Annotated in this window: 17 protein-coding genes and 2 pseudogenes; 1 reads left to right on the forward strand and 18 read right to left on the reverse strand. The window is 41.5% G+C overall.

What is annotated here, in order from left to right; all coding sequences use genetic code 11:
- Nucleotides 1–15 precede the first annotated feature (15 nt).
- The 8 genes and pseudogenes from PUW25_RS27535 to PUW25_RS14725 form a co-directional block, all read right to left on the reverse strand.
- Nucleotides 16–510: pseudogene (locus PUW25_RS27535) on the reverse strand (RICIN domain-containing protein); the annotation flags it as partial.
- A 193-nt stretch (nt 511–703) separates the two neighbouring features.
- The gene (locus PUW25_RS14695) at nt 704–1,231 is read right to left on the reverse strand and encodes a GNAT family N-acetyltransferase (protein ID WP_205052979.1); all 528 of its coding nucleotides are present in this window, start codon (nt 1,229–1,231) and stop codon (nt 704–706) included.
- A gap of 35 nt (nt 1,232–1,266) precedes the next feature.
- Nucleotides 1,267–1,956: an HAD family hydrolase gene (locus PUW25_RS14700; protein WP_205052978.1), complete on the reverse strand. Its 690-nt coding sequence runs from the start codon at nt 1,954–1,956 to the stop codon at nt 1,267–1,269.
- Nucleotide 1,957: 1 nt separating this feature from the next.
- Nucleotides 1,958–3,016 (reverse strand): aminoglycoside phosphotransferase family protein, encoded by a 1,059-nt coding sequence (locus tag PUW25_RS14705; RefSeq protein ID WP_274338392.1) that lies wholly within the window; start codon nt 3,014–3,016, stop codon nt 1,958–1,960.
- The gene (locus PUW25_RS14710; RefSeq protein WP_047910404.1) at nt 3,013–3,477 is read right to left on the reverse strand and encodes a DUF402 domain-containing protein; all 465 of its coding nucleotides are present in this window, start codon (nt 3,475–3,477) and stop codon (nt 3,013–3,015) included. Before PUW25_RS14710 ends, PUW25_RS14705 begins: the two co-directional genes overlap by 4 nt.
- 19 nt (nt 3,478–3,496) lie before the next feature.
- Nucleotides 3,497–4,024, reverse strand: a complete 528-nt coding sequence (locus tag PUW25_RS14715) for an ATP-binding protein (protein WP_274337245.1) — start codon at nt 4,022–4,024, stop codon at nt 3,497–3,499.
- A 48-nt stretch (nt 4,025–4,072) separates the two neighbouring features.
- Entirely contained in the window at nt 4,073–4,657 is a 585-nt protein-coding gene (locus PUW25_RS14720; protein ID WP_274337246.1) for a GNAT family N-acetyltransferase, read from the reverse strand.
- 20 nt (nt 4,658–4,677) lie between these two features.
- Nucleotides 4,678–5,514 (reverse strand): arylamine N-acetyltransferase, encoded by an 837-nt coding sequence (locus PUW25_RS14725; protein ID WP_274337247.1) that lies wholly within the window; start codon nt 5,512–5,514, stop codon nt 4,678–4,680.
- Between the two features lie 275 nt (nt 5,515–5,789).
- Between PUW25_RS14725 and PUW25_RS14730 the strand changes: the two genes are divergently transcribed.
- Complete coding sequence (locus PUW25_RS14730; RefSeq protein WP_274337248.1) at nt 5,790–6,560, forward strand: SDR family NAD(P)-dependent oxidoreductase; 771 nt, start codon at nt 5,790–5,792, stop codon at nt 6,558–6,560.
- 50 nt (nt 6,561–6,610) lie between these two features.
- Here PUW25_RS14730 and PUW25_RS14735 read toward each other — a convergent pair whose 3' ends face one another.
- From PUW25_RS14735 to PUW25_RS14780, 10 genes and pseudogenes are all read right to left on the reverse strand, one after another.
- Nucleotides 6,611–7,219, reverse strand: a complete 609-nt coding sequence (locus tag PUW25_RS14735; RefSeq protein WP_274337249.1) for a TetR/AcrR family transcriptional regulator — start codon at nt 7,217–7,219, stop codon at nt 6,611–6,613.
- A gap of 154 nt (nt 7,220–7,373) precedes the next feature.
- Complete coding sequence (locus tag PUW25_RS14740; protein ID WP_274337250.1) at nt 7,374–7,988, reverse strand: AAA family ATPase; 615 nt, start codon at nt 7,986–7,988, stop codon at nt 7,374–7,376.
- 200 nt (nt 7,989–8,188) lie between these two features.
- Nucleotides 8,189–9,316: a LolA family protein gene (locus PUW25_RS14745; protein WP_274337251.1), complete on the reverse strand. Its 1,128-nt coding sequence runs from the start codon at nt 9,314–9,316 to the stop codon at nt 8,189–8,191.
- Entirely contained in the window at nt 9,273–10,799 is a 1,527-nt protein-coding gene (locus PUW25_RS14750; RefSeq protein ID WP_274337252.1) for a HAMP domain-containing sensor histidine kinase, read from the reverse strand. The genes PUW25_RS14745 and PUW25_RS14750 overlap by 44 nt, the downstream gene beginning before the upstream one ends.
- Entirely contained in the window at nt 10,796–11,533 is a 738-nt protein-coding gene (locus PUW25_RS14755) for a response regulator transcription factor (protein WP_274337253.1), read from the reverse strand. The genes PUW25_RS14750 and PUW25_RS14755 overlap by 4 nt, the downstream gene beginning before the upstream one ends.
- A 168-nt stretch (nt 11,534–11,701) precedes the next feature.
- Nucleotides 11,702–11,950: pseudogene (locus PUW25_RS14760) on the reverse strand (NucA/NucB deoxyribonuclease domain-containing protein); the annotation flags it as partial.
- 148 nt (nt 11,951–12,098) lie between these two features.
- On the reverse strand, nt 12,099–12,494 hold the full coding sequence (locus tag PUW25_RS14765; RefSeq protein WP_274337254.1) for a DUF6508 domain-containing protein: 396 nt from the start codon (nt 12,492–12,494) through the stop codon (nt 12,099–12,101).
- 18 nt (nt 12,495–12,512) lie between these two features.
- The gene (locus PUW25_RS14770; RefSeq protein ID WP_274337255.1) at nt 12,513–12,998 is read right to left on the reverse strand and encodes a hypothetical protein; all 486 of its coding nucleotides are present in this window, start codon (nt 12,996–12,998) and stop codon (nt 12,513–12,515) included.
- Between the two features lie 32 nt (nt 12,999–13,030).
- On the reverse strand, nt 13,031–13,513 hold the full coding sequence (locus PUW25_RS14775) for a GNAT family N-acetyltransferase (protein ID WP_274337256.1): 483 nt from the start codon (nt 13,511–13,513) through the stop codon (nt 13,031–13,033).
- A 55-nt stretch (nt 13,514–13,568) separates the two neighbouring features.
- Complete coding sequence (locus tag PUW25_RS14780; RefSeq protein ID WP_274337257.1) at nt 13,569–13,778, reverse strand: hypothetical protein; 210 nt, start codon at nt 13,776–13,778, stop codon at nt 13,569–13,571.
- Nucleotides 13,779–13,859 lie beyond the last annotated feature (81 nt).

The raw sequence follows: 13,859 nt of genomic DNA on the forward strand, positions 1-13,859 counted from the left end.
CTGCCATTGCTGGTTAGGATTCCCTGTACTTGTCCACTGTACGACATTTGCTCCATCGGCAGTCGAATGATTATATACCTCAAGAGCTTTGCCTGAATGGCGGTTGATCAACTGAACGTGTCCGTCAATATCGACCAATCTCCAGTGCTGATTATAATTCTGTCTAAAATTCTGCCATTGTACTACATTTCCACCGTCTGCTGTAGACCAGCCTAATACTTCAAGAGCACGGCCACTATTCGCATTAACCAAAGAATAGTAACCGCTTCCAACACTAACAAAGCGCCAATACTGATTGTCCCCATTTAGATCAGCCCACTGCACCGCATTTCCGCCGTTGTCATGTGAATACTCGAAGATTTCAAGCGCCTTGCCACTGTTGCGGTTAATCAACTGATAAGTTGCATTGTTTGTGATGCTTGCCGCCTCAGCCGGCTGATGTGGAATAAACAGAGAAGTTGCAATAAGCGTTACGGATGCCAGAACTGAGAAAAGTTTTTTTCTAATCATCGGGACACCTCCTATTATTTTCGAATAAATAAATCGAACGCCTGCAATCTCCTTTCCTTGGATAATTGAAACATTATCAATATAACGCACAATTAAACAATTATGGAATATATATGAAACGTTTTCGAAGTAATATCTCTAAAAAATTTAATTAATTAACATCGACATTAACTACCACAGCATGAAGCCGTTCTTAAAGCTTAATCTTCATATGAATATCTTTTGGTTCCTTGTTAAACAGCTCTTCATCGATTTCTTTAGTTAAATGACTTCCATTACTCTGATAAAAAGAAACCGCTGATCTTGTCTCCGTTGACGAGATGTATAAAGCGGCAGCTCCCCTGGACCTGGCCTCTTCTGAGAGCCTATCCAACAGCTGAGTCCCAATGCCTTGTCTCCTGTATTGTCTCGACACATACATAAGATCCACTTGTAGTTGATCCTGTCGAACACCTCTAGGCTTGTGGGCAAGCACCCCGAATCCGACCAAGATATCGCCTGCAAATGCACCAACGGCCATCCCGCCTTTTTCAAGCTCGTAGATGAACCTTTCCTCCATTTCACACAGCAACACGTCGTCCCAGTTTGGACACTCGTGATCCGTCTTGATCTCAACTAGCTGATCATTTTCCATTTCGTATATGAGCTCAATATGCTCAGAGCGATCAATCTCCTTTAATTGATGTACATCTGCAGGGGTGAGCTCTCGATAAGTTATCATGGTCAACCTCCAATTCTCTAATTAGTTATAGCAAGCTATAACTGCAATTGTATAAACGGATTGACTTGTTGGTGATTCAAAGATAAGAAATCGCTCAATTCTTCCACACTTTTTACATAGTGTGTTGGCTGCTCTGCTGTCAGCTCTTCCTCGCAACCGTACCCAAATCCCACCGCGATGGAGGCGATATGTTGATGATGAGCACCGATAATGTCATGTTTACGGTCACCAATCATTACCGTTTGGTCTGGATCCAAATTGTAATTCTCCATCAGATAACCGATAATTTCAGCTTTGGCAGATCGTGCACCATCCAGCTCGCTTCCACATATGTATTCAAAATAGGAGCTGAGCTCGTAGTGCTCCAATATTTGCTTCGCATATACTTCCGCCTTGGAAGTCGCAATAAACAACCGCATCTGTGGATCGCTGCTTAAACGATCGAGCATTTCTCTAACTCCAGGAAATACAGCGTTCTCGAACAGTCCGGTAACACTAAAATATTCTCGATAATAATCAACTGCAGCTTCAATCTGTGCCTCATCCAATTGATAAAAATCTTTGAAGGAAACACGCAGCGGTGGTCCGATGAATTTGTTCAGCTCCTCCAGACTAGCAACAGCAATATTCATTTTATCCAGCGCATATTGAACCGACTTTGTAATACCCAGCTTCGGATCAGTCAATGTGCCGTCCAGGTCAAACAATAGGTTAGTGTATGGCATCTCAATTCTCCTTTTTACACTCATGTATTGAAATCGTATTGCAACCATTTCTCTCGGTAGGGATTAATTCGATATAATGTCGGATTTCTGCTAGCGTTAATATAACCTGTTTTTCTCCTAGATGTTGTTCCTGTGCATCCCTGCACCCCATACACAAAGATCGTTTTAAATTATATTCCAGCCAATCCAGCTTCCCTACCATTCCATTATACAGCACAGGTCGCCAGTCTATCTCCATCGAAGCTGGTTGCTTTTTGTATCCTCTCATGAAAGCTGTGAATTTCTCAGGAATTATTCGTCCATTTGCATCAACAGACCAATAGAGTAACGTCTCCGTCATATCCTGCCATTGATTTATGTAACCCGCTGCTTCCCAGTCAATAATTATAGGCACATCATCATGCCACATTATATTCTTGGGATCCAAATCTCGATGGCTTATAACCCGATCCATTGCACTTAATACCTTAACGGCAGCCACTGCTCGAGCATTCCACTCATACATTAGATCCAGATTTTCTTCTAACAGCTTAGCCCAAACCGCACTAGCGGCCTTTCCATTTTCTAAATAATAGTTCCAATTGATAATGGAAACATCTTGTGAATTAACATCTTGTGAATTATGATCAGCAACACCTATAACCGCAAAATCAACAGCATGAATCCTTGCCAGCAAATCCCCAACGATCTCACAATGAGTCGGCCGTATTTGGTCCAGACTCAAGCTTCCCCCTTCAATCCAGTCAAATACGAGATAAATGTTAGATCCAACCAGATGAATAGACTCGTCATCGACTGAGATCGCAGGCAATGCAGATATTTGATTCATTGCAGCCATTCTAGAAATACGTTCGGCATCTTTGTAATTCTGAAGTGCTGCGGGCCTCTGCATTATTTCAGTATTAAACATCTTTATTGCATAGGTTCCGCGGTCAGTAACAATGGAATACATCTTGTGCAGCAATCCACCAGTAACCTGCTCTGGTGTTCGTGCAACTATGCCCAGCTTTAATCTGGTGCATAATTCCTGAATTTGTGCAAAATCCTTTGCATCAATCATCGGCAGTTGTCCTCTCCACCAATATTTACTTTGCAAAGCTCTTCAATCTGTTTAGGAGGGAACACTTTTCCTCTATGAAGATAATTTTCAAGAAACATTTGAACCTGAGCCAAGTGCTTGTTCATGTCCTTTATGTCGATTAAACCTTGGCTTACCGCATCTGCATATTCTTCTAAGTCAATCAATCTGTAAGTCGGTCCTTTGCCTTCTACAACTATATCTATGTACAAATCAGTTAACTTGATCTCACCGTCATTATTCATTTTAATATCTACTAAATCAACATACCATTCGTTTGTCCATCCAAAAGGTTCGTGCATTATTTTGACGCCTTCATGCATGAGAATATAGTGGCGAATGACTTTTTGGGATAGCTCGTCATAGCGATCAAAAAATACAACCTCGCTTGTACCATATCCTTGAAACTCGCCTAATCGGGAAATGACAGTGAATGTTTTCAATCTAGCCCCTCCCAAACATTCATTGTAATCCAATTTTCTTCAATATGTACTGCGTGATTTCATCTGCACTGAGTTTTTCGGAATCAATATGTTCTGCGAAGGCACTAGCTTGAAGAGCACTCAAGCATTTTTCTGTCTGTTGAAACTGCCATCCGCCTACAGTATCTCCTCGAATGGTTAACCTCTCATGGATCGATGCCTTAGAAGCCATCAACGTGAAATGGTATACTGTATCCAGCTTCTCAAACGATTCTCTAATGTAGCTATAATTTTGTGATTTATACAGCGTCATTGGCACAATAAGGTTTCTGTCATACTTGAGCTTGACCAGCTTCGCAACTTCTACCACAAGCACTCTCCACAAGTCCAAATCTTGAAAATCTCCGCTTCGCTCATGCTCCTGTCTCATCGAATCAGGTATTAACTCTCTTAGCAAATAACCAGACAGCTCTGGATCTACTATCATGCTGTTAGGAATAAGCCTTGCTAAATTTTCTGCTTGCGTAGTCTTTCCTGCCCCGAATGCCCCATTGATCATAACGATCATTGCTTTTACCTCCTGTCGTTGATTTCAGAATTTGAGAGCTTTGAGAACTTATAATCTAGAACTAATGTTAACCCTATCAAAATCATCCCTTAAAATGGCATACATTCTTTGATCCACGAACTCTCCCTTCATTTTCAGCTGACCTCTTAATATCCCTTCCCATCTCATACCCAGCTTCTCCATTGCCCGTGCCGAGCCAGCATTATTATAACTGCATCTCCCTTCAATGCGATTAAAACCCAACTGCATAAAACCATACTCGATAATCAGGCGGGTGGCTCCCGTAATTATACCTTGATTCCAATACAGACGCGAAAGGGCAAATCCAATCTCAGTCCTCTCGTGAGCCAAATCCCACTGAATAAATCCTGTTCTGCCGATCAGCTTATTTTGGGCTTTATCAATAATGCCCCAGTGATATGCTTTCTTCTCGTTATACTTCTGAATTAATTGTCCTAAAAATGCTCTGGAATCTGTAATAGATTGATGCGTGTCCCACAATGTATACTTGGCAACAGCGGGGTCAGAAGCTAGCTCATAGTACGCATCTATATCATCCAGCGTTATTTTTCTTAATAACAGCTTACTCGTTTCAAACTCCGGTTCAGTTTCGAATAGCTTATCGATGTTCATGTTCCGTTTCCTCCACCTCTCTAATCTGCAAAGATGTTCATCTTCAACGCATTTAATACTTCAATGGCGTCTTGTACTGGCAGCTTGGGCAGCCGAAATTCCTCTTCCACCACTTGTCTTAGTTGTTGTGAAGAACTTAAGTATTTAACTTCAATTTCTCCATTACTGTTTTGAATGCTAAATTTATTGTTCACTATAGAGACACTTCTCATCTGATCCAATTGATATAATTGACATCTAAATATGGACATGAATGGGGCAGCACGCAGATATGATTTTTCTATCACCTCACGAAAATCATGGATTGTTACTTCTTGTTTTGAATTAAAGTACCATTCCTTCCCACTTTGTTTCCCATTTGTATAACGAACATATTTGAATTCATTCATGCTTGGATCCACTGGTAATATACATACTTCATCCTTACCAAAATGTGCTCTACTATGGAATCCAGACTCAAAAGGTATCGGTTTGAAAAATGGAGCGGCAGCACCAACATCTACATAATAGCACTGATGATCAACATCCACGATGATGCCGATATGCTCTTTGCCCAGCATGATATGGTAGCAGCGGAATCCTAACCCTCTTAATAAGGTCAACATGTTGCTATTTAATGTATAGCATGTTCCTCCGAAGTTATAGTCATTATAATGGCCAGTGAACTGTGAAATGTTCGGAATGTCGATATTCCTATCTTTATTTTGATAATAATAGAGCAATTTGCTTACATTTTCAAAAGGGAACGTATTCAAATGCGCCTGACATATCTGTGCTAGATATATATAGGACGGCTTCTGTAATGGGACATTAAGTATTGATAAATAACGGGTCACTTGATCGCATAAATTCTCCATATCGGCCCCCTGTATTCTGATAATGAGAACAACACAAAAATAAACACTTTACTATGCATCTGTTCGTTTTCTTACATATTACCTAACATAATCATCACAACAGTTTTATGTATTGCTTAAGCAACAAAAGCGCTTTCATTTGCTGATTGAGCTTCAGTAGCATTCAAATTATACTAATACCGTAACACGTAGGGTTAGGAAATTCGACGTTCTACACGGATGGAATACACCACTCTTATACCTTAATGATGTATTAATAGAAAGGATGTTTGAACATGGGAAGATTAACAGGTAAAGTAGCGATCATCACAGGAGCAGCTAGCGGCATGGGTCTTGCTGGAGCCCAACTCTTTGCAAGTGAAGGAGCAAAGGTGGTAGCTACTGACGTCGTCCAAGACGTCCTGCAAGAAAAAGTAAACGAAATTATCGCTTCAGGAGGAGATGCCGTCGCACTTAAGCTTGATGTATCAAATCCTGAATCATGGAATGTCGTTGTGGAAGAAACGATCGCTAAATATGGAAAGATCGATATTCTAGTGAACAATGCCGGTATTCATATTGCTAAAGGCATACTCGATGCTGAAGTAACCGATTGGAATAAGGTTATGGACATTAACACTTCTGGTGTATGGCTCGGTATGAAAGCTGTCATTCCACACATGCAAAAGAACGGGAAGGGTTCTATTGTAAATACCTCTTCGATTGCAGGAATTATTGGCGGTATCGCCGACGCACAAGGTGCTGCATATAGTGCTTCTAAAGGCGCAGTCCGTTCATTGACTAAGCATGCAGCTCAATGGTTCGGAAAAGATAACATCCGTGTTAACTCTGTTCACCCGGGAGCTATATTCACTGGAATGGTTGAGAAGGCCGGCATTAAATCACAAGTAGAGATGGGTGAGAACTACAAGAATTTGGCACCCCTCCCTCCTCATGCAGGGGAAGCTATGGATATTGCTCATGCTTACTTGTTCCTTGCTTCCGATGAAGCCAAATTCATCACTGGCGTAGAATTACCTGTCGATGGCGGCTGGACAAGCAACTGATAAATAAAGCTATGTAAGAGCTTCGGTGATGAACAACCGAAGCTCTTACTTTAAGCCTCACTAAAATTTGTATGATATGTTTCATTCGAACGATTAAGCCTTGTCAATTCCAGCAGCTGCTCAGCCATATACGTAGGATTATATTTATAATTACTTTGCACCCATTCTGTAATCATTCCCAGGACAGCATTGGCCTGATAGCATGCCATGAGTTCTTTATCAATCGCCGGGTTAGGAGAAATTATCGTTACATCCTCCATATATAAATTTTTTAGCGCTTCGTATATGCGAGTATAATACTCCGGCAATATACTTGATTTTACTAATAAAGTATAGAAGGAACGAAATTGCTGTACATGGTCGAAAATTTTAATGGCTGACGGATCTAGGCTTTGTATATTAAAGTTCTGATAATTCATATAAGGGCTCCGATACGCGTAGATCAGATCAGATAGAACATCCTCAAAAACTTCCTCCAACAGCTCCTCTTTACAGGAGTAATGCTTGTAAAAAGTACCTCTATTTAATTCTGCTGAAATTACAATGTCCGTTATTGTAATTTCATTGAATGATTTGAATAACATCCACTTCAGCAGAGCCTCTTTTAATGCCTGTTTGGTCTTAGTCACTCTCCGATCAACTGGCTGCGTTTTAATCATAACCATTCCCCTTTAATTATCTAACAGATTTACCAAAGAAGCGTTCTAGTTTTTGCTCATTCTATTAATGGATACATTTATTATACTATTAGAGGAAAAATAATAAAACGACAGTAGTTCCAATTTAAAAGTAATTCTGAATAAACAACTGTATTCACAATTCTCCGTCCTGTTCTTGCATTTTCCTGGCTGCTTTATCAAAAGGCGACAAATGTAGATTAGCCAGATCAATAATGCCATGAATGGTTTCACGGATTCCATCAGGATGAGTTACATGAAACAAATAATTCGCTTCTCCTTCGGATGGTAATACCACATCGGCATTCCTTGTCTCAGCTTGCTGTCGGTGAAGCACCTCTTTAAAAGATGTCGCACTTCTAAATATCGCTGTATCCCGCTGACTACGAGCAACTCGCTCCTGAAGGACATGATCCGGAGGATCTAGATGAACAATGACGCTGATAAATCCATCTTTATGAAACCTGGATAACAAATCTAAACGACTTCTGTAGCTCCGATTCGAATTGCATAGAATGAGATGATAGTCTGTCTGCTCTACCGCATAGTCGACAATGGTTTGAGTGACAGCGAATTTGATATGGTTAGGCCCATGTTTAGGCAATAAGCTTCTATAATATGTATTGATAAATGCTGCATGATTATCTTGATCAATGACGAGGGAACGATGAAGCTCTTGCTCCAAAGCTCGGGCAAACGTCGTTTTTCCACTATGTGTCTTACCCACGGTGATGATGACTAACCTGCTCACTGATATACCTCCTCCTTCCTTAACTTATATCCATTTTATTACAAGTGAGGTTCGCTTTAAAAGCAAGAATCTCTAGTCTGATCAAGCCTATACTTCTATCATCCAAGCCTGAAGTATAAATTACGTGCAGTCATGATAAGAACGACCCAGCATACGCTAAATCGTTCTCTGTAACCGCTATAGAGTATGGTAACTTGTATTCATTCCCGTTCCTCTGTCAGTAATTCCGCCCATTCTAGTAACTGATCGATCTCGGTTTGAGCTCCCTGCTGATCGGCCATTAGACTGTACCTGAGACCTTCCTCATCCCAGCTGATGATATTGATTTCTTTCATATAGTCCCCTTTTTGACCTCTTACTGTGACCTTCTCTCCAAATTCACCATCCTGAACATCATCCCCGGGAGATTTGAAAATAGACAGACTTAGCGGTGTCTTACCGTCTACCAAATAGTTGATTGAAACTTCATTTCGATCCAGCTCTCCGCTTGCTTCGTACATTTCTACAAATACTTGATCAAATCCTTCAGCAGGCATTTGCAAGAAAGATTGACCTATTGCCTCCCTGGCTTCTTCGATTGTTATCGTTTGAGGCCCCATATTGTCCAAGGCGATAATTTCTGCGTCCTCAGGAATATTCAGTTTAAATGTATCAGGTGTGAATTTCGGTGACTTATCCAGCAAAGTATAAGCAAATTCCGTCGTAATATCTCCTGAGGTGACCTTCGATTTCACAACCATCCAATCTTTAGCATTCACCCAGTATTCCTGTGAACCGATCAGGCTATTCGCATCCTTATCTGATGGAGTGGCCTTAATATGATATACATCTTGATCGAGCCACTTCTCTTTGCCTACGGTTTCAATGGCATGTGTGCTCCGCATACGTTCGAGCTGGCTTAACACTTTATCCTTTGGCGAGCTTTGCATCGCTTCGTTTTCAAGAGACTCCATTGTGTAGGCAGTATTTCCGCCTTCCTCATACACAGTAACTTGCTGTCCATCGTTTACTGAGATGCTCTTCCCCGTATCCGGTGTAACAATTTCATTGCGGTTGTTGCCATTATCAGCGTTATACCACTCTTTAATCGTCATGCTTTCTGTTTTCTTTTCTCCTTCAAAAAGGGTCATCTCTCCTTCGGCATAATAAGAGACGGGCTTATTACTTACTTGGATCGCTTTCTCCACCATCTCTTCACCTGTGTAGGCTAATGCTTCTCCAGACTGGCAGCCGGTTAACAGCATCCCTGTAAGCAATACACTTCCGAGGATTCCCATCACCTGATTACCTTTTCGTGTGCTCATCGTTGCATACTTGATTTGTCTCATTCATTCTCATCTCCTTATTGTGAAGAGGCAATCCGCATACAACAAGTGTCCCATACGGCTCCTCTGACATCAGCTCTATCGTTCCTTGGTGCTGTTCAATGACTCTCTTAGCAATCGTCAAACCTAGTCCGAAGCTGCCTGAACTGGCTTGATTCCTCGACGCTTCTCTCTGATAGAACGGCTCAAACAGCCTGTCCTGAATTTCGAATGGTATGGACTCCCCTTCATTCTGAATGAGCAGCAGTATGTTCTTAACCGGATCCTTTAATTGCTGTTCTACTCTGGATCTATACGGAGGACAAATCCATTCCGGGACGCTGCACCCAGGGGATAACGCTGCAAGATAAAGCACGCTTCCCCGCGGTGAATATTTGATGGCATTCGCGATCAGATTATCCATCATCCGCAGAATCAGCTGAGGATCCAGTTCAACATTTCCACTCACTGAAATGGACGTTTCCAGATGAATGTTATTGGTCCACGCCAGTGACTCATAACCCGCCAGCAGCATTTCCATGAACTCCTCACTATCGACAAGTGCACGCTCTTTATTCGTTATTTTGGATTCCAGCGTTGCATAGAGGTTCAAATCATCCAGCATGTGTCTCATCCGATCCACCTGCCCCATCATGACGCCAAGATACTCCTGACGCTCTTCACTTGTAAGCTTATTCGTATCGAGTTCCTCAGCATAAGCCCGAATGGAGGTGAGTGGTGTCTTCAAATCATGGGAAAGAGCGGCCGTCATGAACGCCTTCTCTTCTTGCTGCTGTAAAAGCTTCTTCCGTGAGGATTCAATGGTTTGTCTCATATCCTCAAAGTGAGCCATCAGTTCACGCATCTCCCCGCCCCCTCGGTACTCAGATGGAGGAACCGGCTCATTTGCAGCAAAGGAGCTCATTTGCTTGATAAGTATACGCATGGGAAGAATCAGCTTGCGACGGGTGAGGAGCAGAACAATAACAAACAGAACAGCTATAAATACGCCAAGAATTCCAGCTACCCATACCGTCCGGCTTCTAATATCTGCTCTCCATTCCTGGCGAGCTAGTGTGATCTGGTAGATCCCAGCCAGGCTGCCATTCTCAAACACTGGTTTTTTTAACATATAACTGCGGGGATTGATCTGCATTTCGTACAAGTTGCTGTACAATCTTTCACTGGTTTGCACGAACCCTGTATATTCACTATCTTCCATTGAGGAATAGATCAACACACCATAGGGATTAAACAGTTCAACCTTTAACGCGTCATTCGTGAGCAGATCAAGCTCTTGTACATCCCATACCGTTCTGAAGCGATACAGCTCCGGGTTCTGCAAATAGGATTCCGCTGCAGATATTTCCGATGAAGCAGCCATATAATCTGTAAAAGAACGCTGTTCATCCAGTTTACCAATCAGCTGATACAGGACGATTCCAGCCGCAAGGGGAAGCAGCATTAGAATTACAAAGGCAATCAACAGCCATGTTCTCAGCTTCATTCGGGCTCACCGATAAAGCGATATCCGCTGCCCCATACGGTCTGAATATACTTGGGATCTCGGATATTATCCTTCAGCTTCATTCTCAGACTCTTAATATGCACGGTTACCGTATTTCCACCGTCTATCGCCTCCTGCTGCCATACATGTTCATACAGCTCACTTTTGCTAAATTGTCGTCCAGGATGCGAAGCAAGCAGCATGAGCAGCAGCCATTCCTTACTCGTAAGCGCAATAGGTTCATTTTCAACCATAGCCTGTTTCAGCGCGGGATCAATAGTGAGACCGCCGTAATAGGTTAAAATAGGAGATTTTTCCTCGGCGTCCTTCTGATATTTACGATACTTTCTCAGGTGAACCTCCACTCGCAAAGAGAGCTCGGTCAAGCTGAAGGGCTTCGTAATATAATCGTCTGCTCCGAGTCCAAAGGCACGCACCTTGCTCTCATCCTCACTCCTCGCGCTCATGATCAGCAAGGGAACCTCGCTCTTGAGCCGAATATTTTTGCATAACATAAATCCGTCCATCTCAGGCAGCATTAAATCTATCAAGACCAAATCATATTCTCCGCTGCAGAAGTCCTCCCAGCATTCCAGACCTGTTGTCGCCCAGGTTATCGAGTAGTTGTCCCGCCGCAAATGATCCCTCACAATCCTTCCTATTCCAGGATCATCCTCAACGATCAGCAGATTGCCTCTGGTTTCGAGATATGCATTGCCGTTTGTCTTCTCCATGCTGTATCCTCCCCTTGACCTTCATTCTAAGTTGTCTAACTGTAGATTTTGAAAAGTTAATAAATTCTTTATAAATTGAATCCAGCTGCTTAAATTAATTTTTTTGAAATGAATTCAAGTCGAGTAAAAAACAAAAGGAGAGATAGATTCTATCCCTCCTTTAAATGTTCAATTAAAAATGAATTCAATTCTTGTTCTGCCCGCTCCCCGATCATCTGACGGATCTATGTCAATGCTGGCTCCTTCTCCGCCTTCCGCACACATAGCCATGGGCCACTCATCACAATCATAACCACGCTTCGTCGGGATCCCTCTTAATGACTCTTGTCTGTTCTCGTCTGCCCCGCCGCGATCAATGGTACATGTATTGGACAGGCCTTCATCTATTGCGGCTTGGATATGCTCTGCTGTCTCAGGACTTCCTCCGATGTATAATCTGGATGCGATCGTGCTCCTTTTTCGTATCCATATGGCAGTTTCATCATATCTCAAAAAAGGAATTCTTTCCAACTTTCGAAATGAAGACGTTATAGCGGTACGATTTCCTTCGTGGTTTTAACTAGAGCTACAATATTTTGTAAAGTTCTTTGGTTCTACACAGTATATGCGTGATATGTCCTTTAATTATGGCTTGTATAAACAACCCTTCATTGAATCGATCACCACGGATGTAGCTGGTCATTAATTTTCTAAGGGCTTCCATATCTAACTTCATAATGTGGTCTTGAACATCGTGTTCCACATTTCTATAAATCTCATGTTCACTGATCCACGCTGCCCAATCAAAGACCATGAGAAATCCGGTACGATCCAATTCTTTGCGGAACCTTAACACTTCTTCGCTTTCAAGCAGATACCCATTTTTCTCAGTGAAAAAAATAGAATCTGGGTCTTCAAAATAAGGAAGATACTCTACCAATATATTTATTTCTTTACTCGTTATTACGGCATCGTATGGCATATGATCATATCCCTTTCATTATAGCCGGATCAATTCATATATTTTTGCTGAGAAGCTGTCCCAATCTCCAGAGTACCCTACGTGCATACCCCATCCGACTGACCTAAGATTATTTCTGAGTTCTACAAGTTCATTCATATCACTAGCAGTTAAATCTATATTAGGATATCCGGAATACGTCGGAAACTGTGAAAAATAACGGGAAAGATTCCACAAATCTTCTTCCTGCTCTTCTGAGATCAAGGCCAATGCTTTACCGGTATCCATTAACGTATCAATATCCTCATTGATATCCTCTATTTTTTCAATTACGGTGTCCGCTTCTGACCAATCCTTCTCTATTTGGTAACCAATTGAGTCCTCTAACTGAATTAATTCATGCTGAAGATTGAAGGACATGCCCGAATAGACATCTTCCATATGATCCGACCTTGAATAAATGTAAGCAATCAAGCCTAGATTTAATAAAACAGAAATGATGATAACAATGTTTCTAATTTTCATGTTTATCCTTTCTTTCTCCGTTTTATAAAATTTCAAATAAGCTCTTTGTGCATATGTATCGTTATCAATCTCTCATTTCCAAAGTTCATTAATTTAATATCGAACGGTTTGAAGCCTTGCTTGGTGTAAAAAGCTAAACCTCTCGAGTTGGTGCTGTGACATGCTAATCGTACCGTATGATACCCCAAGTTGTATTTAGCCTTGCTCAGCATGACTTCAATTAAATACGGAGCTGCTCCTTGACCTCTATAAATAGGCGAAACAATAACGTTACCCAGCCAGCAAATACTTTCGTCCGAAATATCCCTATAAATATTGGCATAGCCAACCACTTCGCTAGTTCTTTGATCCAGTACTACCGTTAGCTCTAACCGACCTTCAGATATTTGAAGTATTTGCGAGGGTGTTAGTGGATACGTGAATTTGGGACTTACATATTTTAATTCTTTTTCAGTTTGCGGAAATGAACTAATGATCTCAAGATCCTGTTCTTCCAGACTTCGATGAACATACATACCATTCACTCCTTATACTATCATGGCTACAAAGCAATTAATGGATAGCCCATAATCATTTTAAAATTTGACTTAAAATCTCTTTCATCGTTTCTTCCGGTTCTCGATCTTCGGTATATACGATTTGCTTGGCCAGCTTATAATTCGATTCATGGTCAACAAAGTGTCGGTTGAAGTCAAGCCCCGACCGTTCACATAGAATTTGCGCTGACTTCTCCCGATCCTGTGATGGAATTAACAAGAAGACAAAAGGTTCATTTAACATTGCTTTCTCAACTTTCCCAAATAACTCTGGATCTTCATATACAGAATGACCTGCTCCAAAATCAATAATAGCCTAAAATGA

Origin of the sequence: Paenibacillus urinalis (genome assembly GCF_028747985.1) — a bacterium.
Classification (GTDB): Bacteria; Bacillota; Bacilli; order Paenibacillales; family Paenibacillaceae; genus Paenibacillus; species Paenibacillus urinalis.